Here is a 24968-nt window from a genome sequence, read left to right on the forward strand (position 1 = left end):
GCCCAGCTTAGGATCCCCGACCGGTGCCGCACGCGGCCGTCACGCCGTGACGAGCGAGAGGCCGTAGGTCTGCAGGATCTCGTTCACCGGCTGGAACCACGTCTCGCCGCCGGAGCTGCAGTTGCCCCAGCCACCGGAGGTTACGCCCTGGGCCTGGTCACCGGTGATGAAGGAGCCGCCGGAGTCGCCGGGCTCGGCGCAGACGTTGGTCCGGGTCACCTGGTAGACCGCGCCCTGGGAGTAGTTGACGGTCTCGTTCAGCCCTTCCACGACGCCGCAGTGCCAGTGCGTCGTGGAGCCCGAGCGGCACACCGACGTGCCGGCCGGCGCGACCCAGGAGCCGCGCACGAGCGCGTCGCTGACCGTGCCCCAGCCGAGCACGACCGGGGCGGTCCACCAGCCGTTGCCGATGCGGATGAACGAGTAGTCGTTGCCGGGGAAGGAAGAACCGGCGAAGGTGCCCATCGCCGAGCCGTCCCAGCCGACGACCGAGCTGCCGGCGCCGCCGCAGTGGCCGGCGCTGACGAACCCGCCCTGCACGGAGAACCCGATCGAGCAGCGTGTGTTGCCGTTGATGTAGTACGGGTCGCCACCGACGGTGCCGGCCGAGAACGGCTCGGCCGCCGGCGCGGTCGCCACGGTGACCGGGCCCGCCGCGCGGGCCTTCGTGAGGAAGGCGTCGACGTCGGCGCCGTGCGCGCCCGGGCGCAGCGTCACGACGACGCTGCCGGCGCGCGGGTCGGCGCGCCAGCCGCTGACGGCCGCGGGCGCGGGCGACGCCTTCGCGGAAGCGTCGATGGCGGCCTTGGCCGCGTCCAGCTTCGCCGCACTGGTCCGGGCGGTGGTGGGTTCGGCGCCGGCCTGCCGGACGGCGGCGGCCGCGGCCGGGTCGGTCACGCCCACCACGAGCTTGCCGAGCGCGGGGTCGAACCACGCGCCGCCGAACGCCGCACCGGCCGCGCGCTGGGCGGCCGGCAGCACGCGTGACGCGGTCGCCTCCTGGCCGAGCCGGGCTTCGGCCTGGGCGGTGGTCAGGCCGAAATCCCGCTGCATGGCGGCGATCAGCCCGGGCGAGGCGACCGCGGGGCTGAGGGACGCCGAGGCGAGCGACACCGTGAGGACGGCGGCGCCACCGAGGGCGAGGGCGATTCTTCGACGCATGGGAACTCCTCCAAGGCCGGGGGAAAGAAACACACCGTTCGCCGAGTGTGCGATGAGGCGGGTGGATGGTCCAGATTTGTCCGGTCTTCTGTCCGCTATTCGCGGAGGCGAACGACTGTCCATTGCGGACTCAAAACGTGAATGCACTGCACCGCAACGGTTTCCGCGCATAGCGGAGAGCCACGACCGAGTCCCGCTCGGCCGCGCCGGAGGTGCCGATCCTTCCTTACAACGTTGTAAAAAGGTCTGGACCAAGTAGAGCACACGCCCGCCGGCGACGGCCCGAACCGGAGTCTGCGGGGCAGCAGACGTGCATGACCGTCCCCTCCCCCGCGAGCACGGGGCGTTGACAGCCGCCGACCTGCTGGGCCAAGATCCTATTTCCTATAGGATTCTGCGAGCAGGGGGAACGGTGGCTGTCGTCACGCGGGCCGAAGTCTTTCTCGTCGACGTCGAGGTCGAGCAGGCGCGGACCGACGCCGTGCAGGCGTTCGTGTCCCAGGAGACCGTGTTCGTGGAGCTGACCACGGCCGACGGCGGCAGCGGGCTCGGCTACTCCTACACGATCGGCACCGGCGGCAGCTCCGTCGTCGCCCTGCTGCGCGACCACCTGCTCCCCCGGCTCGTCGGCCGGGACTCCCGGCTGGTCGAGGCGATCTGGCGGGACCTGTTCGCCGCCACCCGCGCGACGACCGTCGGCGCGATCACCGCACTCGCGCTGGCCGCCGTCGACACCGCGCTGTGGGACCTCAAGTGCCGCCGCGCCGGCGAACCACTGTGGCGTGTCGCCGGCGGGTTCCGGCCGCGGGTTCCGTTGTACGACACCGAAGGCGGCTGGCTGCACCTGAGCACCGAGGAGCTCGTCGCGGGCGCGAAGGCCGCCGCGGCCACCGGATGGGGCGGCGTGAAGGTGAAGATCGGCAAGCCCGACCCGAGCGAAGACCTCGAGCGGCTCACCGCGGTCCGGGAAGCCGTCGGGCCGCGGTTCGACCTGATGGTGGACGCGAACCAGTCGATGACGGCCGCCGAAGCCGTCCGCCGGGCCGCCGCGTTCGCCCCGCTCGACCTGTTCTGGCTGGAGGAGCCGCTGCCCGCCGACGACGTGGCCGGGCACGCCCGGCTCGCAGCGTCGACCCCGGTCCCGATCGCCGTGGGCGAGTCGCTGTACTCGATCGGGCAGTTCCACGACTACCTGCACCACGGGGCCGCGGCGATCGTGCAGCCCGACGTCGCCCGGGTCGGCGGCATCACGCCGTGGCTGAAGGTCGCCCACCTCGCCGAGGCGGCCAACGTCGACGTCTGCCCGCACTTCCTGATGGAACTGCACGTGAGCCTCGCCGCGGCGATCCCGAACGGGCGCTACGTCGAGCACATCCCGCAGCTACGAGCCATCACCCGGACCGAAATGGCGGTCGAAAACGGGCACGCGGTGCCCCCGGAAACGCCCGGGCTCGGAATCGATTGGGACCGCGACGCGATGGACGACCGCCGCACGGTTTGACACCCTGCGCGGACACCGCAGCGCCCGGCCACCCCTTTCCGGGTGGCCGGACGGTGCCGCGGAAATCAGATCTCGTCGACGCGGTAAGTGACCACCCGGGCCGGGACCAGCAGCGAACCGGAGCATTCCGCGACCGCCGGACCGAATCCGTAGGGCACGAATTCGCCGGCCACGAACCAGAAGGCGTTGCCACTGGCACACTGGGCGATCACCCGGTAGCCGTACCCCTCGCCGGGGAAACAGCTGACCGAAACCCCCTGTCCGAACAGGATCCCGTAGCGCTCGCCGAAGCAGCCGGGTGGCGCGAAATCGCCGCCGGCCGCCGCCGCTGGCACGACCGAAAGTCCCAGCAGCGAAAACACAGCGAACCCGAGAACCGCCAATTTCCTTCGCATGACTACTCCTCAGCGCGGAGAAACCCGACACAAAGGAGCATAGGAGCGCCGAAGAATTACCGGCAATTCATCGGGCCAGTGAACAACCATGCAGCGGAAAGTCACCACGCTGCTCCATCCGGGCTAGCCCGCGCCCCTGGACGGATGGCGAAGAGTGAAGCGGTTCCCCGGAGGCTCACGCAAACCCCGGTAACGGAGACCCCCGCCCGACAGCCCTGCGAAGGCGTGCCGGGCGGGTCACGACCGACCGAGATGTCCGAAGTGGACGGTCAGTGGGCGAAGGCGGTGAGGAAGCGGTCGCGGAAGGAGTCCATCTTCCACACCGGCGCCTGCGCGGCCGGGTGCAGGCCGTCGGTCCAGCCCCAGCCGGAGATCCGGTCCAGCACCTTCGGGTCCTTCGCGACGATCGTGATCGGCACGTCGTGCACCGCGCCCTGCGGGGTCACCACCGGCGGCTGGTGGTCGCCGAGGAACACGAGCACCAGGTTGTCGTCGCCGTAGTTCTGCACGAACGAGATCAGCGTCTTCAACGAGTAGTCGGTGGCGTCGCGGTAGGCGTCACGGATCTTCGCGGGGTCCTTCCAGACCGACTCCGGCGCCTCGCTCGCCGCCGGCTGCGGGGCGAAGACCGAGCCGTCGCCGACCTGGTTCCAGTCGACGAGCCAGGGCCGCGGCGACCACGGCGCGTGGCTGGAGACGAGGTCGACCTCCGCCATCACCGGCTGCTTCCCGGCCTTCGCGAGCTCGTTGCGCTGCAGCATCGACATCGTGAACTGGTCGGGCATCGTGGCGTAGGCGTAGCCCGGCCCGTGGTAGCCGATGCTGCGGGCGTCGTAGTAGGCGTCGGGGTGGTAGAACTTCTGCCCCTCGGGCCAGTCCTTCGTGTGCGCGGGCACGTCCCAGACGGTCCGCCAGCCCGCGCGCTGGAACGCGCCGCCGAGGGTCAGCCGGTCGCTGCCGAGCAGGTCGTTGTACCGCTGCTGGTTGTCGATCCACATCCCCGACTGCACGCTCGAGTGCGCCAGCCAGCTCCCGCCGCCGAACGTCGCCGACGACAGGAACGCGCTCTTCGCGCCGATGCCCGCGGCCCGCAGCTGCGCGGTGCCCGCGTCGAGCGTCGCGCCGATCTTCGGGGCGAACCCCGGGTCGTCGAGGGCGATCCGGCCGTAGCTCTCCACGAAGGTGAGCACGACGTTCTTGCCGCGCAGCCCGGTCAGCAGCCGGTCGCCGGGGGTGGTGCGGAACGCGTCCTCCGCGGCGATCTCGCCGAAGGGCCGCTGGTCCCGCAGGTCCGCGCCCACCTGGCGCAGGTCGCCGTAGGCCAGCGCGGCGGCGCTCTGGGCGGCGAGCGGCTGCCCCGGTGCGATCTCGACGCCGAACACCGAGCTGACGATCCAGATCACGCCGAGCACGGCCACCACGCGCGTCGCCCCGGTTCGGCGGCCGGCGGCGATCCGGGTCAGGCGCAGCATCGCGAGGACCATGAAGACCATGACCGCGACCGCGAGCAGGCCGGCGCCGACGAGCGCGGCGATCGTGCCCACCTCGCCGATCTGCCCGGCGAGGAACTCGACGCCGGCCTGGAAGAAGCTCCAGTCGTAGACCGGGTCGAACGGCTTCTCGAGCGTCGCGTAGAAGCCGGTGTCGAGGGCCTTCATCAGGGTCAGCAGCCCCAGCACGAGCCCGACGGCCACGGCGACGACGTTCCGCGCCCGCGGCGGCAGGACCAGCACGAACGCGGCGACGATGAGCCCTTCCACCGGCACGCGCACGAGTGCCTCGGCGGAGAAGGTGGTGAGGTCGTCCGGGGCGAGCAGCCCGAACAGCACGAGCAGGGTGGCCAGCACCGTCAGGACCAGGCCGGCGAAGGCGTGCCGGCGCCGGCCGGGCCAGGGCAGCCCGAAGTCGGGCAGGGCGGTCCCCGGGTCCGGGGAGCGGCGGCGGGCGAGCCGCGGCAGCGGCTGACCGGTGTTTCCGAGCATGCGGGCCTCACGTCGTGGTTCACGGCGGTGACCGCCTCCCCTGCGGCGGGTCCGGCGGTCCTCACCGGATATACGAGCCGGCCCGGCGCGCGGTTCAAGACACGAGCGGCCGCACTCTACCCGGGTTGGCGCCGTTCAAACCCCGGAGCCGGGCTTTCACCCGGGAAAGGGGCGGGAATACCCACGACAGGTGAGTGCGTACGGCCGTTCGGTTGCGAGCCCGTTGCGCCGGTGTTCTCCTCGGGGTGTCCGAAGATCGGTTTTACTGACGGAGGCTTACCGATGAATCTGTTCGACAAGGCGAAGGAAGCCCTCGGCCAGCACCCGGACCAGGCCGACCAGGGTGTCGACAAGGCCGCCGAGGCCGCCAAGCAGCGCTTCGGCGACCACGCCGACAAGATCGACCAGGGCTCGGACAAGGTGAAGGACTTCCTGCACAAACAGGGCGGCGGCCAGCAGGACGCGCCCCCGCAGTGACCTTCCGCCGGTGAGGCCCAGCCGTCCGGGGGAAGCACGCTTCGCTCCCCCTCCGGCTGGGTACCACCGGCTCCGTGGTCGCCACCTACCTCGTCCCCGTCCGGACCGCCCTCATCCTCTTCCCGTTCCTCGTGCTGGCCGTGATGCTGCCGGCGGCGTTCGTCAGCTACCGCCGCCGCGGCCGGGCCGGCGGGTGGACGACGGTCGTCTTCTACGCGTTCCTCTTCTACCTGCTGGCGATCGCGACGCAGACGGTGCTGCCGCTGCCCGCCGATTCGACGTACTGCGCGGGGCACACCTACGCGAGCTCTCCGCAGTTGCGGCCTTTCTACTTCGTCGAAGTGGTGTCGCAGCGGGCCCGCGGCCACTGGAGCCCCGGCGCGCTGCTGCACAACCCGGCGGTCTGGACCACGGCGCTGAACGTCATCATGCTCGCGCCGCTCGGGTTCTTCGTCCGCTACGCGCAGCGGATGCGGCTGGTGCCGGCCACTTTGGTCGGTTTCGGCGTGTCGCTGTTCTTCGAGCTGACCCAGCTGACCGGCCTGTGGTTCGTCTACCCGTGCCCGTACCGGCTGTTCAGCGTGGACGACCTCATCCTCAACACCGCCGGTGTCGTCGTGGGCTGGCTGCTCGCCGGTCCGCTCGGCCGGCTGCTGCCGCCGCCGGCGCCGGAGCACGAGCGTCGTCGCTACGCCGAGAAGGTCACCTTCACCCGGCGGCTGTTCGCGCTGGCCACCGACCTGCTGGGGTTCGCGGCGCTGCTCGGGTTCCTGTTCGGCCTGCTCACACTGTTCGGTGAGGACCTGACGCACCGCGACACGCCGGTCGCCATCCTCGCCCTCGTCTGGTTCGTGGTGCTGCCGGCGGTCACCGGATCGACCCCCGGCAAGCGCGCGATGCTGCTGCGGGTGGTGCGCCGCGGCCGCCGCCGGGCCGGGCCGATCGCGCTGCTGGTCCGCAACGGCATCCTGCTCTCCCCGCTGTGGCTCGGCTGGCTGGTGCTCGACCTGGACCACTGGGACCTCGGTGAGCACCCTGAGCAGCTGCTCCTGCCGATCGCGCTGGCCGTGTCGGTGTTCGTGGTCGGCGTCTGGACACCGCTGGCGGTGCTGCTCGACAGCGAGCACCGGGCACCCTACGAACGGCTGACCCGTACGGTCGACGTCGCCATCGTGCCCCCGGCCGCCGAGCCGCCGAAACCCGCTTCCGAGCCCGTTCCGGCCGAGGTCCTTAAAGGACGGTGAGGGACCACCGCGCTGCCTCGGCCGGGCCGCGCTGGTAGATTGCGCACCGGAGCAGGTTGAGCCGCCAGCCCGCGTCCCTGATCCCTCATCCAGGAGCTTTCCATGACCACCGACGCCACGCGGCCCCGGCAGCGGTTCTCCGGTGACGGCTGGTCGCTGGACATCCACGAGGCCCCGGACCTGAGCGTGTACATCCTGCGGGGCGAATTCGACTTCGCCGTCTCGCCGAAGCTCGCGGAAGTGTTCCCGCCGGAACCCGGCGCCGGCCGGGTCGTCGCCGACATGACCGAGGTGGAGTTCTGCGACTCCAGCTGCCTGCAGGCGCTGCTGCGGCTGTCCCGCGGGCTGCGCACGGCCGGCGGCCGGTTCGCCGTGGTGACGACCGTGCCGGCCGTGGTCCGGCCCATCGACCTGCTCGGCCTCGGCGACGTCATGCCGGTGCACCCCACGCTCGACGCGGTGCTCGCTTCCTGGAGCGCCGAATCATGACGACTTCCGAAACCCGTGTCAGCGGGGCCGGTTCCGGGCATGAAGAAGGGGAGGCCTTTCCCCCGGGGCCCGGCACGGCGAAGGAGGCGGACGTGAAACTGCGAGCTGTCCGGCACGAGCTCGGCATCTCCGCCGACCTCACCGAACTGGCCAAGGTCCGGTCCTGGGTCCGCGCCGTCCTGTGCGACCTGCCGGCCCACGTGGTCGGCACCGCCGTCATGGTGGTCGACGAGCTGACGTCCAACGCGCTGCGCCACGGCCGCGGGCCCTACCACGTCCGGCTGCTCCCCGGCGCCGCGAAGCTGCGGATCGAGGTCGACGACGGCGCCGGTGAGCCCGCGCGCCGCCGGGCGCCGTCCGACCACGGCGGACGCGGTCTCCTGCTGGTCGAGCGCTGCGCGGCGGCGTGGGGCCAGCTGCGCCGGCCCACCGGCAAGACGCTGTGGGCCGAGCTGCCCACCGAGCCCGGGCCGGTCCATGGCTGAACGCGTGCGCACGGCGCCCGCCGCTCCCGTGGTCGTCGACCGGGGCTGGGAAGCCGCGCCCACGGCCGCGGTCGTCGCCGACGGCGCCGGCGTGGTCCGGATCCTCAACGAAACCGCGCGTGAGCTCTTCCCCGGCGCCCGGCCCGGCTCCCCGCTGTCCGGCACGGTCGCGGACTGGCTGGCCGACGCACACGAGGCGTCGGCCGACGAGGTCGTCCGCGGCGAAGTCGGCGAACGGGCCTTCGCGGCTCATCCGATCCCGCACGGCGACGCGACGACGTGGTGGCTGATCGAGGAGACCGACGTCCTGGCGGCCCGGGAGTCGCTGGCCCAGGAGCAGCGGCGGACGGCGTTCCTCAGCGACGCGTCCGCGGCCCTGCTGGGCTCGCTCAACCTCGAACGCTGCATGGAGGTCGCCGCCCGGCTGGCCGCGGAGCACCTCGCCGACGCCGCCCTCGTGCTCGCCCCGACCACCGGCGGGAGCTTCCCCGCCGTCACCTGCGTGCGTGGCGGTGAGCCGGCGCGGTCCCGGCTGGAGATCGACCCGGAAGAGCTGCCCGGGCTCGGCGAGGCCCTGCAGGGCTTCCCGCCGGTGCCTTCGCGCTGGCTCGACCCGGACGCCGCGCCCGGCTGGGTGCTGCCCGGGGCCTTCGGGCCGGTCGGTTCGATCGTCGTCACGCCGCTGCCCGGCCACGGCGTCCCGGCGGGCGCCCTGGTGCTGCTGCGCCGCGGCGACCGGGCGTCGTTCACCGACCAGGAAGAGCTCTTCGCGCGCCTGTTCGCGGCGAGGGCCGGCGCGGCGATGTCGGCGGCGCGGGTGTTCGCGCAGCAGGCGTCGATCACCGACACGCTGATGCGCGAACTGCTCCCGCCGACCCTCGAACAGCTCGGCGGGGTCGAGTTCGCCGGCCGGTACCGCCCGGCCCGCGACGGCGAACGGATCGGCGGCGACTTCTACGACGTGCACTCCGCCGACGGCGAAGAGGCGCTGGCCGTGCTCGGCGACGTCTGCGGCAAGGGTCTCGACGCCGCCGTGCTCACCGGGAAGATCCGCACCACGCTGCGGGCGCTGCTGCCGATGGCGGGTGACCACCACCGGCTGCTCGACCTGCTGAACCGCACGCTCGGAGACAACCAGGACGCCCGGTACGTGACGCTGGTGCTGGCCTCGGCCCGCCGCGAGGGCGCGACCGTCCGGCTGCGCGTCACCTGCGCGGGACACCCGCCGCCGCTGGTCGTGCGGGCCGACGGCCGGGTCGAGGAGGCCGAAAGCCGGGGCAGCCTGATCGGCGTGCTGCCGGAGATCGAGTCGGTGAGCGCGGACATCACGCTCGAGCCCGGGGAGACCTGCCTGCTCTACACCGACGGGATCATCGAGGCGAAGGGCGGCCCGCTGGGGGACGCCATGTTCGGCGAGGAGCGGCTCCAGGAGATCGTCGCCGAGTGCGCGAACATGCCCGCCGACGCCGTGGTCGAGCGGGTGCAGATGGTCGCGTCGCAGTGGATCGGGCGCGGCGCCCACGACGACATGGCCGTTCTGGCGATCACCGCGCCGCGCGGGCAGCACCTGGCCGCGGTCGGCGGCCACGGTCGCGGGAGGTACACCGCATGAGCACCGCGACCCGCCCGGCCGGCGTGGCCGAGCAGGCCGAACGGCTTTGGGACGCCGTCACCGTCGGGGACGAGTACGCCGCCGGGGACGTCGTCGTCCAGGCGCTCGACGACGGGACGGACCCGGAGAGCGTGCTCCTCGACGTGATCGGCGCAGTGCAGCGGCGCGTCGGGCAGGAGTGGGCGGCCAACCGGCTCACCGTCGCGCAGGAGCACGCGGCGACCGCGATCAACGACCGCGTCATCGCGACGTTCGGGTTGGTGCTGCGGCGGCCCGAGCCGCACCTCGGCCGCGTCACGGTCGCGTGTGTCGACGGTGAGTGGCACGCGATGCCCGCCCGGCTGCTCGCCGAGGTGCTGCGGCTGCGCGGGTTCCACGTCGACTACCTCGGCGCCCAGGTGCCCGCCCCGCACCTGGTGGCGCACCTGCACCGCACCGGGCCGGACGCGGTCGCGCTGTCCAGCTCGATCGCCACCCGGCTGCCGACCGCGCACGCCACGATCACCGCGTGCCAGGCCGCGGCCACCCCGGTCATCGCGGGCGGCGCCGCCTTCGGGCCCGACGGCCGGTACGCGCGGCTGCTCGGCGCCGAAGCCTGGGCCCCGGACGCGAGGACGGCCGCCGACCGGCTGACCGAGCCGCTCCCCCGCCCGCACGGCGCGCACCAGCCGCTCGACGACCTGCCGCACCTGGCCGACCAGGAGTACACGCTGGTCACGCGCGGCTCCGGCCGCCTCGTGAAGGCGGTGCTGGCCGGGCTGGAGGAGCGGATCCCGGCCATGCGGGCCTACACCGACCAGCAGCGCCAGCACACGGCCGAGGACGTCGCGCACATCGTCGAGTTCCTGGCGACGGCGTTGTACGTTGGCGACGCCGAGCTGTTCATCGGCTTCCTGACCTGGACCGCCGGCATCCTCACCGCGCGCGGCGTCCCGGCCGCCTCGCTGGTGCCCGCCCTCGATCTGCTGGAGACCGAGCTGCGCGACTTCCCCCGGGCCACCGGCTTCCTCCGCGACGCGCACACGCACCTGGCGGACGCGGCCGTCGGATCGGGGCTGTCCGCATGACCAGTACGTTGAACTGCACCTGGGACGCCCCGGACGACACCGAGGCGCACGTCGTGGTGGCCGGTGAGCTGGAGTTCACCACGGCGGGGCTGCTGCTGAAGCTGGTCACGGATCGTCTGGCCGGGCACCCGAACGTGCGCGACGTGCACCTCGACTGCGCCGGGATCACCTTCTGCGACTCGTCCGGGCTGTCGGTCCTGATCCGCGTCCACCGCGTCGTCAGCACGGCCGGGGCCCGCCTGCACCTGGACAACCGGCAGCCGGCGCTCGACCGGCTGTTCGTGCTGACCGGAACGGCGGCGTACCTGACCGGCGAGTCCCCGGCCGTCCGGGCCCGCGTCGACTCCTAGGGCGTGCCTGCGACGTATAGTCGCGGCGAGGGTGACGCGCCACGCCGAGTTTCCGGCACCGGCGTGCAGGAGGGGCAGAGGTGTTCGGCCGGAAGAAGAAGCTCAACGATCTGAACGGCCTGATGGCGCAGCTCAGGCCCGACCTGAGCCCGGAATCGCTCGGCGTCGGGCCGGGTTTCCCGGGCGTCGCCCCGAACCCGCTCCTGAGCAGCGATGCGCGGAAGCGCACTGCGGAACTGCGTGCCGGGGTGCTTGCGCTCGGCGTTCTCGTCGACTGGCGGGAGGTCAACAGCAATCCACGCGTGGTCCTGATCTTCGACGTCGAGACCGCCGAGGGCACCTCGTTCCGTGGTGTCGCGGACGAAGACCTCACGCTCACCGAGCTCACCCGGCTCGCCCCGGGCCAGACGTTGCCGGTGCGCTACCGGCCGGCCGTCATGGACCACTACGTCGCCCTTGCCCGGGACGCGGACCCCTCCCGGGTGCAGCAGCTCTCCGACGAGATCGCGAGCCGCAAGCGGACCTGACCCGGAGCTCGTGCGCCTCTAGGCGTCCTTCCGGGCCAGCGCCGAAGGCCACCAGATCCGCCGGCCGACGTCCACGGTCAGCGCGGGCACCAGCAGCGACCGCACCAGGAACGTGTCCAGCAGGACGCCGAACGCCACGATGAACGCGATCTGGGCGAGGAACAGGATCGGGATCACCGCGAGCGCGGAGAACGTCGCCGCCAGCACCACACCGGCCGACGTGATCACCCCGCCGGTCAGGGACAGCCCGCGCAGCGTGCCGTCGCGTGTTCCCCTCGTCAGTGCCTCTTCGCGCACCCGCGTCATCAGGAAGATGTTGTAGTCGATCCCCAGCGCCACGAGGAACACGAACCCGAACAGCGGCACGACCGGGTCCGCGCCCGGGAAGCCGAGGACGTGGTTGAACACCAGCGCCGAGACACCCATCGTCGCGGCGAACGACAGCACCACCGTCGCGATGAGCAGCAGCGGCGCCAGCAACGACCGCAGGAGCAGGGCGAGCACCGCGAAGATCACCAGCAGCACGATCGGGATGATCAGCTCGCGGTCGTGCACCGACGTCTGCTGCGTGTCCAGCTGGATCGCCGTCGGGCCGCCGACCTTCGCGTTCGCGCCGGGCACCGCGTGCACGGCGTCCCGCAGCTTCCCGACCGTCGCGACCGCCGCTTCCGAGTCCGCCGGATCGTCGAGCACGGACAGGATCTGCACGCGGCCGCCGACCACCTTCGGCTTCCCGTCGGGTCCCGGCAACGGCAGCGACTGCGCCACGCCGGCCGGCTTCGCCGCGGCGAGCACGGCGGGCAGCGCGTCCGCGTCGGCGATCGTGATCGCGGGCGCGCCGAGCCCGCCCGGGAAGTGCCGGCCGAGGATCTCCTGGCCCGTCCCGGACTCGACCTGGGTGAGGAAGACGTCCGACTGCGCGGTGCCGGACGCCTTGAGCTGGGGCAGGAACGCGACGCCGATGCCGAGCACGAGCGCCGTCACGACCCAGACCGCGCGCGGCCGGCGGCCGACCAGCCGGGCCACCCGGCCCCAGATCCCGGACGTCTCCGGGTGCGGCGAGCCGAGCGCCGGCTTGAACGGCCAGAACGCGCCGCGCCCGCACAGGGCCAGCACGGCGGGCAGGAACGTGGTCGACGCGAGCAGCGCGGAGCCGATGCCGATGGCCGCGACCGGGCCGAGGCCCTTGTTCGAGTTGAGGTCGCTGAACAGCAGGCACAGCACCCCGAGGATCACGGTGCCGGCCGACGCGGCGATCGGTTCGAGCGTCGCGCGCCAGGCGAGCTTGAGCGCGTCGAACCGGCTCGGGGTGTCGCGCAGCTGCTCGCGGAAGCGCGCGACGGTCAGCAGCGCGTAGTCGGTCGCCGCGCCGAACACGAGGATCGAGAGGATGCCCTGGCTCTGGCCGTTGAGCGCGAGGACGTCGTTCTTGGCCAGCAGGTAGACGACGAGGCTCGCGAGCCCGAGCGCGAACACCGCCGAGAGGAGCACCAGGAACGGCAGCAGCGGGCTGCGGTAGACGACGATGAGGATCAGCGCGACCACGCCGCCGGCGACGAGCAGCAGGATGCCGTCGATGCCGCCGAACGCCTTGACCAGGTCGGCGATCTGCCCGGCCGGCCCGGTGACGAGCACGGTGAGCCCGGCCGGGGCGCCGGCGAGCCGCTCTCGGACCTCCTTGACGACGTCGGCGGGGTTGCCGTCGGCGAGGATCGGCACCGCGAGCTGCACGGCCTGGTCGTCGCGCGGCGCGTTTTCTGGCCTCCCGAGCGGGCCCACGACCCCGGGCACGCTGCCGAGCTCCCGCGCCTTGGCCTCGAGGAACCGGCGGTCGTCGGCGGTCAGGCCGCTCGGGCGCTCGGCGACGACGGTCGCGGGCAGCACCTGGCGGGAGCTGAACGCCTTCTGCTCGTCGGAGACTTCGGTGGCTTCGGCCGAGCGCGGCAGGAAGGCGGCGTTGTCGTTCTTCGCGACTTCGCTCAGCTTCCCGGCGAAGGGGCCGCCGAAGCCGCCCAGCCCGAGCCAGGCGATCACCAGGAGCGCGGGGATCAGCCAGCGGAGGCGGCGCGGCTTCTCGTTCATGGTCGCTAAGGTCCTTTCGTGGGCGGACACGCCCAATTGTTCAGCAGGCTGAACATTCTGCACGACGACCCGGAGTGACGGTGAGCACAACCCCCGAACCCGACCTGAGCACCTGGCCCACCGGCCGGCTGCTCGCGGTCGCCGCGCGGCTCGTGGAGCAGCGCTGGGCGGCCGTGCTCGCCGAAATGGGGCTCACCCACGCCGGGCTGATCGCGCTGCACGTCCTGCGCGACGGCCCGCTCCCCCAGCGGACGCTGGCCCAGCGCTGCCAGGTCACCGACCAGACGATGAGCCGCACGCTCGACCGGCTCGCCAAGGCGGGTTTTGTCACCCGGACGGCTGACCCGGTGGACGCCCGCCGGCACCTGACCCGGCTCACCCCGCGCGGCCGGACCGTCCACGACCGGGCGGTGCGCGCCGAACCCGCGCTGCTCGGCGGGCTCGGCGAGGACAGCACCTTCCGCGCCGGCCTGCTCGACGTGATCACCCGGCTGTCCGCGGAGGATCGAGACCAACCGGTGACCTGAGCGGCCCCGCCCAGGCCGCGGGGTGCGCGCGAGGCGCCACTGTGCGCTTGAGGTCCCCGGCCGAGCTCATCCGGGCGATTCACTTCCCGCGAGCCTGGGTAGGTCTTCTTCCATGTGGATCGCGGTGAGCACCCCAGTGGCCCTCCTGATCGCCACCGTCCTGATGGAGCGGTTCGAGCGACGATGCACGCTGACGCCCGTCACGAAGGGCGAACCGGCCGAGCTGCCGGCTTCCGGCGCTCTCGACTAGCCGTCCTTTGTAGACAGCCGGACGACGCTCCCCCTCCCGCGTCGCCTGGCCACCTTGATGTGATCCACGTCTCATTCCTTCCCGTCGAGAACCCCGGGGTCACCCCGCGGCGACTGACGAAGCAGATCCGGCGGACTCCGGATCGAGGGAGGAGAACACCATGCGCACCAAGGCCACCCGCACGGTGACCGGACTGGCCGCCGCGGCCGGGCTCGTCACGGCGGTGAGCATCGGGATCGCCGGCGGCGCGTCGGCGGCGCCGGGAACCACGGAGGGGACCATGACCACCACGAACCAGCCGGAGCCGCCGAAGGGCGCCCGGGCCACCGTGCAGGTGAGCCCGAACCCGACCACGCAGCGCGGCCAGGAAGTGACCATCACCGGCAGCTGCGGCGGCGGCACCGGGCTCAAGTCCGTGCTCGGCGGCTTTCCGGAGCACCCGGCACTGGAGAACATCCGGATCGTCGACGCCGGTCCGGACCACTTCGTCGCCAAGGCGACCGTGGCGCAGCACATCGGGAACGGCGTCGGCCCGGTCTTCGTCGACTGCGGCGGCGAGGCGGGAGTGACACTTCTGGTGACCCACATCTGACCCGGCCGGGCCCGCTCACCGGGAATCACCTCCGATGAGCGGGCCATCCGGGCCGATTCCGCGGAATTCAGCAGGTCTTCCACGCGAAGTGGTAAATCGTGTCCACGCTCGCGTGTTCGGAATCCATTTCGATGTAACTCGCCCCCGAGGAGGTGCCCGCGTCGGCCCGCAGTTCCGCATTGATGTTCAGGTTGCGGTCCTCGCCGCAGGGCGCGAACACGAGCTCGGCGACGTCGGTGACGTCGGTGGCGCGCCACACGCCGTGGAACGGCCCGGGGAAGGTGTGGCGCACCCGGGCGGTCGGCGACGTCCCGGCGAAGTAGTAGTTGGCCTGCTCGAGCGCGCTCGCCCCGCTCTCGATGTGCGCGAAGCCGCGGTACTCCGCCGATGCGATCGCGTACGTGAATCCTTGGGGCACATGGACGAGCACGTTGATCTGGCAGTTCTTCCGGGCGTCGAGCGCGGAGGAGCCGCCGCCGGCCTTGGCGGTGAAGTTCGAGTAGTGCACCGTGAACGCCGTGTTGTCCGACGCGACGTCGGCCGAGGCGGTCGCCGTGCCGGCCGGGCAGCCGGACCCGTTGATGGTCTTGATGTCGAGCGTGATCCTTTGGTCGGGAGCCGAATCCGCCACGGATTCGACGGGTGCGGCGACGGCGGACAGAATCATTCCGGCTACGACCAACATACCGAGCATGACGCTCCTCCAAATGGGCCACGGTGCCTTTTGATCACGATGATCGCGCGCGGAACGGATCGTAGCGCGATCGCAACCTTTTCGACGGCCACTGAACGGAGTAACACGGCGACCCGGCGTGCGGGAAATCCATTTCCCGCCTATTCATCTTTCAACAATGAGATATTGTGAAAATCGGCATCTCAAAACTGGTCTGGACCAGTATCGCGCCGGAGCGAAAGCGGCGGGGTCGAGCCGGCCAGCAGCGCCTCGGCGTCCAGCGTCACCGCGCCGCTCCCCCGCTCCGCGAACCGCCGGGCCACCAGCGCGCCCGGCTCGGCGACGTGGTCCACGCGCCCGGACAGGAACGCCCACTCGTGCTCGTCGGAACCGAAGTACAGCACCGTCCCGAACACCTCGCGGAACCGCCGCCACGACGCGCGCAGCGTCTCGTTGCGCCACAGCGTCGGGCAGCCGGCCTGGCAGGTCACCACCCCGCCCGCGGCCAGCACCCGCAAGCACTGGTGGAGGAAGTCCGTGCCGTACAGGCGGTTGTGCTGCGCTTCGGGGTCGGAGTTCTCGTCCGGCAGGTCGATCACGACCACGTCGTAGTGGCCGGCGGGCGCCGCGGCCAGGAACACCCAACCGTCCTCATAGGACATCAGGACCGGGCCCTCGCCCCGCGTCGCGAGCGCCAGCTCCCCGGCCGTGTAGCCGTAGGGCAGGTGGTCGGCGCATGCCCGGACGGCCTGCTCGTCGATGTCGACGTGGTCGACGTGCGTGGCGCCGGCGTCGACCGCGAGCTGACTGGCGACCCCCTCGCTCGAGCCGATCACCAGCACCCGCCGCACCTGGTCGGCCAGCAGCAGCGCGGGCACCATCAGCGCCTCGTGGTACACCAGCTGGCTCGCCTCGGTGCTCTGGCGCTCGCCGTCGCAGAAGAGCGAAACCCCCTGCGCGGTCTTGCCGATCAGCACCTCCTGGTACGGCGTGCGCGCGTCGAACACGACGTCGCCGACCGCCCAGACGCGGGTGAGGCCGGCGCCGACCGGCTCGTGGATCGAGGGCATCAGCGTTCTCCCCGGTGGACGACGGACAGGTGGACCGAGCCGGCGTCGAGCGCCTTCGCCAGCAGCCGCAGCGCGTGCTCGGGGTCGGCGCGGTCACCGCAGGTGAACACGTCGGCGAAGAGCGACCCGTGCTCGGGGTAGGTGTGCACGGACGCGTGCGACTCGGCCAGCAGCGCGATCACCGTGGCGCCCTGTGGCGCGAACCGCTTCGCCACGAGGTCGACGACCGTCGCGCCCGCCTCCGTCACCGCCGCGCGGAGCAGCTCCCCCAGCCGGGGAGCGTCGTCGAGCAGGCCCGGGTCGATGCCGTGCAGCTCGGCCAGGACGTGCCGCCCGGTGAACCGGCCGATCTCAGGCATCACCCCACCGCCCGACGCAGTACGTGCGCAGCGGCTCGATGCCGTTGAACGCCACCGACGCGTAGCTGGCGGTGTAGGCCCCGGTGCCGGGCAGGTCGAGCCGGTCGCCGGTCCGCAGGGCCAGCGGCAGCTCGTACGGCGTCCGCTGGTAGAGGACGTCGTCGCCGTCGCAGGTCGGCCCGGCGAGCACCACGGGCCCGCTCGGGCCGCCGGCGTCGACCGGCTCGAACCGGTAGGCGATCGCCTCGTTCTCGGCCTCGGCGAGCCCGTTGTACCGGCCGATGTCGAGGTACACCCAGCGCCGCTCGCCCCGGTGTGCCACCAGCACGACCTCGGTCCGCAGCAGACCCGCGTCCGCGACCAGCACGCGTCCCGGCTCGAGCAGCAGCTCCGGCCGTCCGCCCGGGAAGTGCGTGTCGAGCGCCGAGGCGATCGTCGTCGCGTACGCGGCCAGCGGCGGGACGGCGGTGCGGTGGGTGGTCGCGAAGCCGCCCCCGAGGTTGAGCCGCGTCAGCACGACGCCTTGGGCCGCGGCCTCGGCGAACAGCTTCGCCGCCGTCGCGATCCCGATCTCCCACGCGGTGACGTCCGGCTGCTGCGACCCGACGTGGAAGGCGATCCCCGGCCGCAACCCCAGCGCGGCCGCGCGCAGCACGAGGTCCAGGGCCTCGGCGGGCTCACAGCCGAACTTCCGGCCGAACGGCGTCACCGAGTCCGGCGCCTCGAGCACCACCCGGATGGAGACGGCCGAGCCGGGCGCGTGCCGGGCCAGGTGGTCGACGTCGTCGGGCGCGTCGGAGGTGAACTCGCGGACCCCGCGTTCGAAGGCGAAGGTGATGTCACGGGGCTTCTTGATCGGGTTGCCGTAGGCGAGGTCCGCCGGGTCGGCGCCACGCTCGAGGCACAGCGCCAGCTCGGCGGGCCCGGCGACGTCGAAGCCGACCCCGGCGGCCACCAGCGCGTCGAGCACCGGTGGCGCCGGGTTGGCCTTGACGGCGTACCGCACCAGCGCGCCCGGGAACGCCGAACGGAACTCGCGCACCCGCACCGCGACGGCGTCGGTGTCGACGACGAGGCACGGAGTCGGCGGGTCCCGGTCCTCGAGGAACCGGCGAAGGGGTTCGGCGCACACGGCGCCAGTCTCGCAAACGGCGTCAGACGAACCGCCACAGGTGGTCCGGTGACCCGTTGTCGTCCCACTGGGTCACCTGCGCGCCGTCGGCCGTGGACTGCTGGTTGACGGCCATCACCTTGCCGCTGCGGACGTTGACGATCTTCGACCAGTCCCCGCCCGCGTCGACGATCCGCCAGTTGTGGTCGGGGGTGCCGTTGTCCTGGAACTGCTGGACGTGGGCGCCGTTGTCGAGGCTCTGGTCGTGGACCGCCAGCACCTTGCCGCTGTTGCGGTTGACGATCCGGACGGTGCCGTCCCCGTTGTCCACAACCGCCCAGAGGTGGTCGGCCGTGCCGTTGTCGCTCCACTGCGTCACCTCGGCCGTGTCGGCCAGTGACATGTTCGACACCGCCAGCACCTTGCCGGAGCGCTGGTTCTGCAGCTTCCGCCACGCGGTCGTCGACGCCGCCGGGCGGGTCAGCAGCGCCAGGTAACCGCCCGCCACCGGGCGGGCCTGGAAACCGCGCTGGGTGGCGTCGGCCACGACGTACCAGTCGCTGAACGGGACGCGCTGCGGCGTGGTGTTCGCGTAGCTGTAGACGCCCTCGACCAGCGTGGTCCGGATGTTCGGCTGGTCGGTGAGCCACGCGGCGGTCCACAGCTCCCAGTCGGCCTTCGTGTAGTTGTTGCGCGGGTCGAGCAGCACCCCGTGGGCGCTCGCGCGGCCCTGGTACCAGGCCGCCTCCTGCGTCGCGACGCCGAGAGGGACCAGGTCGAGGCCGAGCACGCGGTCGGCGAAGCCGTTGTACTTCAGGCTCCAGGTGCCGGGCTGGTCGTAGGCCAGCTTGAGGTGCTGGTTCGACGGGTCCTGCGCCAGCGTCACCCACTGGCTGACGTAACCGCGGGAGACCGACCGGTACCGCTGGGCGTCGGCGGTGTTGCCGGTCGCGGCGGCGATGATCCCCATCGCGCCGACGCCGATGATGCCCTTGAGCGCGAGGTTGGCGCTGTGGGCGATGAACCCGGTGAAGTCGTCGGTCTGGTTCTGGAAGCCCGGGTCGAGGGTGTTGCCGACGAGGTACTCGGCCCACTGCCGCAGGATCCGGTAGTGCGTGTTCGCGAAGGCGGCGGCGTCGGCCGACGGCAGCCGCTGCACCAGCGCCGCGGCCATGATCAGCATGTTGGCCGACTCCTCGACCGGCATGCTCTCCTCGTTGCCGTCGTTGTGCCCGGCCGCGTCCGGGTAGTGCGCGCCGACGTCGTGCTCGGAGAACTGCATCGGCCACCCGCCCTGCTCGGCGTAGTCGAGCACCGGTTCGAGAATCAGCCGCAGGTACGCCGGGGAAAGGTAAAGGTAGCCCGGGAACGCCGGGTAGATGACGTCCACGGTGGACATGTTGCCGCTGGAGGAGATCTCCTTCAGGAAGCCCCACGGCGCGCCGCCGCGGTCGACCAGCTCGGTGCCGCCGAACGCCTGGCGCAGCGCCAGCGCGCAGATCCCCGCGTAGTGCTCGCCGGTGGTCCCGCCGCCGGCCGCGGCGACGGCGTCGTCGTGCAGCCGCTGGTCGATCGCGGTCGCCGCACTCAGCGCGCTCGCGTAGTCGTCGGCGAACCAGACCGCCATGTCCTGCCAGCTGCCCCAGTAGTGCGTCCACCAGGGCCGCAGCTCGGCGCCGAGGTAGCGCACGGCGGGCGTCCGGACGTGTCCGATCGCCAGTGTGAACGCCGCCGACGTGCCACCGGCCGCGATCGTGCCGAGGTTCTTGGTGAAGGCGAGCACCGGCCAGCGGTCGCTGATCGCGCGGGGCTGGGCGGTGTCGCTGGTGTTGTTCAAGGCTCCTTGGCCGGCCGACGCGGCGCGCACCACGGTGTCCTGTCCGATCTGCCAGCTGACTCCGGACGCCGGCGCGGCCAGCACCAGCGAGCCCCAGCTCGCCTGGTCGCCGTTCTCCTGCAGCACACCCGGGCTCGCCGGGGTGCAGCTCAAGAGCGTGTAGCCGTTGGACTGCTGCTGCGTCCAGGTGACCGGCGTCGAGGTGTTCCCGTGCACCCACTCCGCGGAGGTGTCGAAGTGCAGGTCGACGGCGTGGGCGCGGCCGTCGGCGCTGGCGGCCTGGAGCGTCACGTAGCCGAACGGGACGCTCTGGCGCTGCAGGTTCGCCGGGTCGACCGGCGAGAAGAACGTGACGGTCAGGTTCACCCCGCCGCCGGTCAGGACGTAGGTCGAGCGGGTGCCGGTGACCTGCAGGCTGACCTGCGTCATCGGCGTGAGCGCGGGTCCGCTCGGCAGGGCGGGCTGCCCGGCGAAGACGTAGGCGGCGCCGTCGATGCGGGCGAGACCGCAGAGGGCGGTGACGTGCCCGGTCCAGAAGCTCGACCAGGTGCCGGGGAGGTTGTCGGCGGGCTGCCAGGTGGACAGGTACGGCGAGCGGACGATCAGCGGCGTCGCGGGCGGCCGGATCGGGCCGAAGGTGCCGGCGGCGGCCGCGCCGCCGGGCAGCCAGAGCGCCGCGGCGACGGCGGCGGCCGTGCCTCCGGCGAGCCGGAGCAGGTCACGGCGGGTCAGGTGATCGCGTTCTCGGACGGACATCGGTGTCCCCTTCCACGGCGGCGAACAGCGCAGCCCAACTTTTACATCGTTGGTACAACGTTGTAAATCCGCCGATGGTCGGTCCGGGAAGGGCCACCGGACCACCGGGTCCGCAGGTCCGGTGGCCTTTTCGAGCCATCGGTGGGGTCGCTCCGCTCGTCTTGCCGAGCACCCCGGCACGCCGACCTCGTCTTCACCGGCGGGCGGATCACCGCCGTCGGCGGCGACCCGAAACCCCTGATCGGCCCGCCGTGGGCGCCGGGATCGAACTCGCCGCCGTCGCCGCGTACGCCGCTTCCCACCCGCGGCTCGAGTGGCTGACCGGCGGCGGCTGGTCCCGTTCGGCGCCCTGCCGCGGTCCGGGGCCACCCTGACCGCCGGGAACGACTGGCGGTGAGCAGCCCCGACCCGCTGCAGGGCATCCACGTCGCGGTCACCCGCACGCCGTACGGGGAAGACGTGCCCCTGTTCTTCCCGACGCAGCGGATCGGCCTCGACGCGGCGATCACGGCCTACCCGGCGGGTTCGGCGTAGGTGAACCACTTCGACGACACCGGCTCGATCCGGCCGGGCCTGCGCGCCGATCTCGTGGTGCTCGACCGCGATCCCTTCGACAGCCCCGAAAACGAGATCGGGGCCGCGAAGGCCGAACTGAGCTTCATCGGGGGCCGGTGCGTCCACGGGCCATGACGCCCGGTTCCGGCTCGACGGTCACCCTCGGGCGCAGGGGCAGGTTCTCCAGCCCCTCGAGGTCGAGCACCAGGAACCAGTGCGCGTTGGCCGGAATGTGGATCTTGAACATCGGTGTGGTGGCCACCCCGCCGTGCATCCGGTAGTACTGCCGGCGCCGGTATGCCTGGTAGTTGACCGCCGTCAGCAGCCTGACGTTGGCCATCGCGTCCAGGCGGACGGTGACCACCGCGTCTCTTCGCACCTTCCCGAGGTCGAACACGTTCGCTTCCATCTTTCGTCCCTGCTTCCACGCGTGGGTTCTGAGGTGGGTCGCGGGCAGCGCGGAGCACGCCGCGAGCACACGACGGAGTGGAGGTTCGGGACGGGACCTAACCGGGGCCGGTGCCCGGTTCGCACGCTCGCCAGAGCGGATGGAAGTCACCATGCGACTGCGCGAGGCCCCTGCCGGAGCGGGGAATGAAGTCGGCGGTCAGGAGGGCGGGCGGGATCGGGGAGCCGCCGCCGACGGTGGCATCGGCGGGAGTCGGGCTTCGCGGGACCGGCGGGTTCTGGGGAGGGTGGTTCTTCTTTTTCTGGAGCGGCTGCGGTTTCTGGAGCGGCTGGGCTCGGGTTCCAGCTTCGGCTTCGGCCGCGTTGGGTCCGGTCGTGCGGGCTTTGGTGGCTGCGGTCTGGCGGGCGGGTTCCGCGGACTCGGGTGAATCCGGCGCTGCCGCTTGGGGTGCGTGCTGGGGGTTCGCCGCGCGGGTGGGTGCGAGCGGTTGATCGGGAGCGGGGCTCCCGGCGGGCGGGGCGGATGTGCCGGGGTGGGCACCATCGTTGCCGGCGGGAGCCACGACTCCGGTCACCGGAGCGACGAGATCCGTGACGGGCTTGACGATCGGGGCGGTCGCCTCGGTCACCGGCGCGACGAGGTCGGTGACCGGCTTGACGACGGGCTGCGCGATGTCGGTGATCGGCTGCAGCACAGATCCGACGGTGCGCGCCACGGGTGCGACGGCCCTGACCACGGGAGAGGAGATGGGCTCGACGAGGTGCGCCACCGGCTCGACCGCCGGAGCGGCGGCCTTGACCACGCGCGCCACCGGCTCAACCACAGGCCCCGCACTCTCGACCACTCGCGCCACCGGCCCAACCACCGGCCCAGCAGTCTTCACGACCCGCGCAACCGGCTCCGCCACAGGCGCGGTGGCCACGCGCGCCACCGGCTCGACCGCCGAGGCGGCAGTCTCGACCACCGGCTTCACCACGTCAGACGCGGCCTTCACCGGCTCAACGACAGGCGCACCGGACTTCACAACCCGCCCAACCGCCGAGGCAGCGGTCTCGACCACCGGTTTCTCCACATCACCCGCAGCCGTCACCACCGCAACACCGGCCGGCGGCGAAGCCCCCGTCGCCGCTTCCGCGTGACCTGACACCAGCCACGAGAGCAACCACAACCCCGCCACTGCCCCGGCCAGCATCAGCAGCCGACGCGCGGTGGTGGTCGCGTCGCTTGCCCGGGTCACGTCGGGGAACCTCCAGAGGCGAGAGCAGACCTGGGACTTACCCTCCAACGCCCCCGGTCACACCCCGCGCTACGGCTCCACAGCGTCTTCCACTCGTCCGGACTATCAGCAAGCCTGAGTAAAGACTCCAGTCGGCGGAGCCCGGTACCCCAGTCGCCACGACCAGGTTGATCAGGGTTCCTGAGCGTGGTGCATCAGCGCGCCCAACGCCGTGATGCCGTGCTGAAGGCCTTCGCGGAACGTCGCGCGCTGGCCTGGGCTCAGGTCGGCGAGCAACGCGTCCTCGACCTCCGCGACCGCCGGCGCGCAGTCGGCGAGCAAGCCGCGACCGGCTTCGGTGAGGCCCGCCAGCAGCACCCGCTTGTTGCCCGGCTTGGGGGTGCGCGCGATCAGCCCGCGCTTTTCCAGCGCCAGCACCATTTCGTGCATGGTCTGCGGCCGCAGGAACGACCGGCGCGCCAGCTGCGCCGACGACAGCGCGCCGCTGGCTTCGAGGACCGTCAGCGCCGTGTACTGCAACGTGGTCAGGCCGAGCGGCCGCAGCGCGTCGTCGAGCAGCGCCCTGACCACCAGCTCGAGCCGTTTGACCAGGTAGAGCGTCAACGGCGCGCCGGCGGGCTGCGGCTCCGCGGTGGTGCTCACGCCGCCCATCATGACACGCGGCGGCCGTTATGCTGCGATCATGGACCACGCTCGGCAGACCCGCGTGCGGCAGGCGTTCGACACCTTCTTCGCCCCGCCCGCGCCCCCGCCGGAAAGCCACGTCCTCGACCTCTTCCACCGCACCGCCGAAACCGTGCCCGCGTACCGGAAGTTCCTGCGGGAGCACGGCATCACGCCCGCGGACGTCGTCACGATGGCGGACTTCCGCACGCTGCCGCTGGTCGACAAGGCCGGCTACCACCGGAAGTACCCGCTGCCCGAACTGTGCCGCGACGGCACGTTCGCCGGGCTCGACATGATCGCCGTCTCCTCCGGCTCGAGCGGGCACCCGACGATCTGGCCCCGCTCGCTCGAGGACGAGCTGCACGTCGCCCGGCGGTTCGAACAGGTGCTGGTGGACGCCTTCGGCGCCGGCGAGCGCGGCACCCTCGCCGTCGTCTGCTTCCCGCTCGGCACCTGGGTCGGCGGCCTCTTCACCACGGCGTGCGTGCGTCACCTCGCGGCCAAGGGCTGCCCGATCACCGTGGTGGCGCCGGGCAACAACAAGGCCGAGATCCTGCGGGTGCTGCCCGAACTCGCGCCGCACTTCGAACAGGTCGTGCTGCTGGGCTATCCGCCGTTCGTGAAGGACGTCGTCGACACCGGGCTCGCCGAAGGCCTCGACTGGCCCGCGTACGCGGTCAAGCTCGTGCTCGCCGGTGAGGTCTTCAGCGAGCAGTGGCGGGACCTCGTCGCGCAGCGGGCCGGGATCGCCGACCCGGTCCGCGACATCGCCTCGCTCTACGGCACGGCCGACGCCGGGGTGCTCGGCACCGAAACGCCGGTGTCGGCGGGCATCCGCCGGTTCTTCGCCGACCACCCCGACCTCGCCCGCGAGGTCTTCGGCGACGCGCGGCTCCCGACGCTCGTGCAGTACGACCCGGCCAGCCGCTTCTTCGAGGTGCACGAGGGCACGCTCGTCTTCACCGGCGACGGCGGCATCCCGCTGATCCGCTACCACATCGCCGACGACGGCGGGGTCCTGCCGCACGACGAGCTGCTCGCCTACTGCGCCCGCCACGGCTTCACGCCGCCGCCCGGGCCGGAGCTGCCGTTCGTGTACGTGTTCGGCCGGTCGCTGTTCACCGTCTCCTTCTTCGGCGCGAACGTCTACCCGGAGAACGTCACCGTCGGCCTGGAGCAGCCCGGCATCAGCGACGTGGTGACCGGGAAGTTCGTCATCGAGGCGGTCGAGGACGCCGACCGCGACCGGCGGCTGCGCATCACCGTCGAGACGGCGCCGGGCGCGACCGCCGACGCCGCGCGGATCGCGGAGTCGGTGCGCGCGCAGCTGTGCCGGCTCAACAGCGAGTTCGCGCACTACGTCCCGCCGGAGCGGCAGCTGCCCGACGTCGTCCTGCGGCCCGCCGGGGATCCCGAGTACTTCCCGGTCGGCGTCAAGCACCGCTACACGCGGCAGGCCTAGGGAGTGTCCTGTAAGTGATCTAGCTGCGGTCCGGTTGAATTGCGGCGTGGTTGGTCGGGGTGAGTTGACGGAGAAGGCGTGGGCGGTGATCG

At 72.0% G+C, this 24968-nt stretch carries 27 protein-coding genes; 15 read left to right on the top strand and 12 right to left on the bottom strand.

The features are described from left to right. Positions 1–39: 39 nt before the first annotated feature. Positions 40–1161 (bottom strand): S1 family peptidase, encoded by a 1122-nt coding sequence (locus ACZ61C_RS11690; RefSeq protein ID WP_465305550.1) that lies wholly within the window; start codon positions 1159–1161, stop codon positions 40–42. A gap of 412 nt (positions 1162–1573) precedes the next feature. Here ACZ61C_RS11690 and ACZ61C_RS11695 point away from each other — a divergent pair, with 412 nt between their 5' ends. Then, positions 1574–2662, top strand: coding sequence for a mandelate racemase/muconate lactonizing enzyme family protein (locus ACZ61C_RS11695; RefSeq protein WP_465305552.1), 1089 nt, complete (start codon positions 1574–1576; stop codon positions 2660–2662). Between the two features lie 65 nt (positions 2663–2727). Here ACZ61C_RS11695 and ACZ61C_RS11700 read toward each other — a convergent pair whose 3' ends face one another. Both ACZ61C_RS11700 and ACZ61C_RS11705 read right to left on the bottom strand, forming a co-directional pair. Further along, complete coding sequence (locus ACZ61C_RS11700) at positions 2728–3024, bottom strand: hypothetical protein (RefSeq protein ID WP_465305554.1); 297 nt, start codon at positions 3022–3024, stop codon at positions 2728–2730. 302 nt (positions 3025–3326) lie between these two features. Then, positions 3327–5039 (bottom strand): alkaline phosphatase family protein, encoded by a 1713-nt coding sequence (locus tag ACZ61C_RS11705; protein WP_465305556.1) that lies wholly within the window; start codon positions 5037–5039, stop codon positions 3327–3329. 282 nt (positions 5040–5321) lie between these two features. Between ACZ61C_RS11705 and ACZ61C_RS11710 the strand changes: the two genes are divergently transcribed. The 8 genes from ACZ61C_RS11710 (at position 5322) to ACZ61C_RS11745 (ending at position 11290) form a co-directional block, all read left to right on the top strand. Then, positions 5322–5516 carry an antitoxin gene (locus ACZ61C_RS11710; RefSeq protein WP_465305558.1) on the top strand — a complete coding sequence of 65 codons (195 nt, stop codon included), beginning with the start codon at positions 5322–5324 and terminating at the stop codon, positions 5514–5516. Between the two features lie 74 nt (positions 5517–5590). Continuing rightward, on the top strand, positions 5591–6760 hold the full coding sequence (locus ACZ61C_RS11715) for a VanZ family protein (RefSeq protein WP_465305560.1): 1170 nt from the start codon (positions 5591–5593) through the stop codon (positions 6758–6760). Positions 6761–6862: 102 nt separating this feature from the next. Beyond that, positions 6863–7249, top strand: a complete 387-nt coding sequence (locus ACZ61C_RS11720; protein WP_465305562.1) for an STAS domain-containing protein — start codon at positions 6863–6865, stop codon at positions 7247–7249. A gap of 92 nt (positions 7250–7341) precedes the next feature. Next, entirely contained in the window at positions 7342–7734 is a 393-nt protein-coding gene (locus tag ACZ61C_RS11725) for an ATP-binding protein (protein WP_465305564.1), read from the top strand. Next, a complete protein-coding gene (locus tag ACZ61C_RS11730) occupies positions 7727–9346 on the top strand; it encodes a PP2C family protein-serine/threonine phosphatase (protein ID WP_465305566.1) in 1620 nt (539 codons plus the stop codon). Before ACZ61C_RS11725 ends, ACZ61C_RS11730 begins: the two co-directional genes overlap by 8 nt. Next, positions 9343–10413, top strand: coding sequence for a cobalamin B12-binding domain-containing protein (locus ACZ61C_RS11735; RefSeq protein WP_465305568.1), 1071 nt, complete (start codon positions 9343–9345; stop codon positions 10411–10413). The genes ACZ61C_RS11730 and ACZ61C_RS11735 overlap by 4 nt, the downstream gene beginning before the upstream one ends. After that, positions 10410–10763, top strand: coding sequence for an STAS domain-containing protein (locus ACZ61C_RS11740; protein WP_465305569.1), 354 nt, complete (start codon positions 10410–10412; stop codon positions 10761–10763). Before ACZ61C_RS11735 ends, ACZ61C_RS11740 begins: the two co-directional genes overlap by 4 nt. 80 nt (positions 10764–10843) lie before the next feature. Further along, positions 10844–11290 carry a hypothetical protein gene (locus ACZ61C_RS11745; protein ID WP_465305570.1) on the top strand — a complete coding sequence of 149 codons (447 nt, stop codon included), beginning with the start codon at positions 10844–10846 and terminating at the stop codon, positions 11288–11290. An 18-nt stretch (positions 11291–11308) separates the two neighbouring features. Here the strand turns inward: ACZ61C_RS11745 and ACZ61C_RS11750 are convergent, their stop codons facing one another. Further along, positions 11309–13372: an MMPL family transporter gene (locus ACZ61C_RS11750; protein WP_465305572.1), complete on the bottom strand. Its 2064-nt coding sequence runs from the start codon at positions 13370–13372 to the stop codon at positions 11309–11311. A gap of 74 nt (positions 13373–13446) precedes the next feature. Here ACZ61C_RS11750 and ACZ61C_RS11755 point away from each other — a divergent pair, with 74 nt between their 5' ends. The 3 genes from ACZ61C_RS11755 to ACZ61C_RS11765 all read left to right on the top strand — a co-directional run bounded on the left by ACZ61C_RS11755 (position 13447) and on the right by ACZ61C_RS11765 (position 14741). Continuing rightward, positions 13447–13899 (top strand): MarR family winged helix-turn-helix transcriptional regulator, encoded by a 453-nt coding sequence (locus ACZ61C_RS11755; RefSeq protein WP_465305574.1) that lies wholly within the window; start codon positions 13447–13449, stop codon positions 13897–13899. 124 nt (positions 13900–14023) lie between these two features. Continuing rightward, the gene (locus ACZ61C_RS11760) at positions 14024–14149 is read left to right on the top strand and encodes a hypothetical protein (RefSeq protein ID WP_465305576.1); all 126 of its coding nucleotides are present in this window, start codon (positions 14024–14026) and stop codon (positions 14147–14149) included. Positions 14150–14309: 160 nt separating this feature from the next. Then, positions 14310–14741: a hypothetical protein gene (locus ACZ61C_RS11765; protein WP_465305577.1), complete on the top strand. Its 432-nt coding sequence runs from the start codon at positions 14310–14312 to the stop codon at positions 14739–14741. A 67-nt stretch (positions 14742–14808) separates the two neighbouring features. Here the strand turns inward: ACZ61C_RS11765 and ACZ61C_RS11770 are convergent, their stop codons facing one another. The 5 genes from ACZ61C_RS11770 to ACZ61C_RS11790 form a co-directional block, all read right to left on the bottom strand. Next, complete coding sequence (locus tag ACZ61C_RS11770) at positions 14809–15435, bottom strand: DUF4360 domain-containing protein (protein WP_465305579.1); 627 nt, start codon at positions 15433–15435, stop codon at positions 14809–14811. 182 nt (positions 15436–15617) lie between these two features. After that, positions 15618–16484, bottom strand: coding sequence for a spermidine synthase (locus ACZ61C_RS11775; RefSeq protein ID WP_465305581.1), 867 nt, complete (start codon positions 16482–16484; stop codon positions 15618–15620). Beyond that, complete coding sequence (gene speD, locus ACZ61C_RS11780) at positions 16484–16843, bottom strand: adenosylmethionine decarboxylase (RefSeq protein WP_465305583.1); 360 nt, start codon at positions 16841–16843, stop codon at positions 16484–16486. Before speD ends, ACZ61C_RS11775 begins: the two co-directional genes overlap by 1 nt. Next, positions 16836–17975, bottom strand: a complete 1140-nt coding sequence (locus ACZ61C_RS11785; RefSeq protein ID WP_465305585.1) for a type III PLP-dependent enzyme — start codon at positions 17973–17975, stop codon at positions 16836–16838. The genes speD and ACZ61C_RS11785 overlap by 8 nt, the downstream gene beginning before the upstream one ends. Before the next feature lie 22 nt (positions 17976–17997). Continuing rightward, a complete protein-coding gene (locus tag ACZ61C_RS11790) occupies positions 17998–20547 on the bottom strand; it encodes a glutaminase domain-containing protein (RefSeq protein ID WP_465305587.1) in 2550 nt (849 codons plus the stop codon). Positions 20548–20940: 393 nt separating this feature from the next. Between ACZ61C_RS11790 and ACZ61C_RS11795 the strand changes: the two genes are divergently transcribed. Continuing rightward, on the top strand, positions 20941–21081 hold the full coding sequence (locus ACZ61C_RS11795; protein WP_465305589.1) for a hypothetical protein: 141 nt from the start codon (positions 20941–20943) through the stop codon (positions 21079–21081). Beyond that, complete coding sequence (locus ACZ61C_RS11800; RefSeq protein ID WP_465305591.1) at positions 21082–21237, top strand: amidohydrolase family protein; 156 nt, start codon at positions 21082–21084, stop codon at positions 21235–21237. Here ACZ61C_RS11800 and ACZ61C_RS11805 read toward each other — a convergent pair. The 3 genes from ACZ61C_RS11805 to ACZ61C_RS11815 all read right to left on the bottom strand — a co-directional run bounded on the left by ACZ61C_RS11805 (position 21206) and on the right by ACZ61C_RS11815 (position 23402). After that, a complete protein-coding gene (locus ACZ61C_RS11805) occupies positions 21206–21511 on the bottom strand; it encodes a DUF1883 domain-containing protein (protein ID WP_465305593.1) in 306 nt (101 codons plus the stop codon). The two genes, ACZ61C_RS11800 and ACZ61C_RS11805, sit on opposite strands and share 32 nt — an antisense overlap. A 97-nt stretch (positions 21512–21608) precedes the next feature. Then, on the bottom strand, positions 21609–22748 hold the full coding sequence (locus ACZ61C_RS11810; RefSeq protein ID WP_465305595.1) for a hypothetical protein: 1140 nt from the start codon (positions 22746–22748) through the stop codon (positions 21609–21611). Between the two features lie 171 nt (positions 22749–22919). Then, positions 22920–23402 (bottom strand): MarR family winged helix-turn-helix transcriptional regulator, encoded by a 483-nt coding sequence (locus ACZ61C_RS11815; protein WP_465305597.1) that lies wholly within the window; start codon positions 23400–23402, stop codon positions 22920–22922. A 28-nt stretch (positions 23403–23430) separates the two neighbouring features. On the opposite strand from ACZ61C_RS11815, the gene ACZ61C_RS11820 reads away from it, so the two are divergent. Next, positions 23431–24876: a phenylacetate--CoA ligase family protein gene (locus ACZ61C_RS11820; protein WP_465305599.1), complete on the top strand. Its 1446-nt coding sequence runs from the start codon at positions 23431–23433 to the stop codon at positions 24874–24876. Positions 24877–24968: the final 92 nt, after the last annotated feature.

The sequence above is a fragment of the Amycolatopsis sp. NPDC104587 genome (assembly GCF_055583645.1).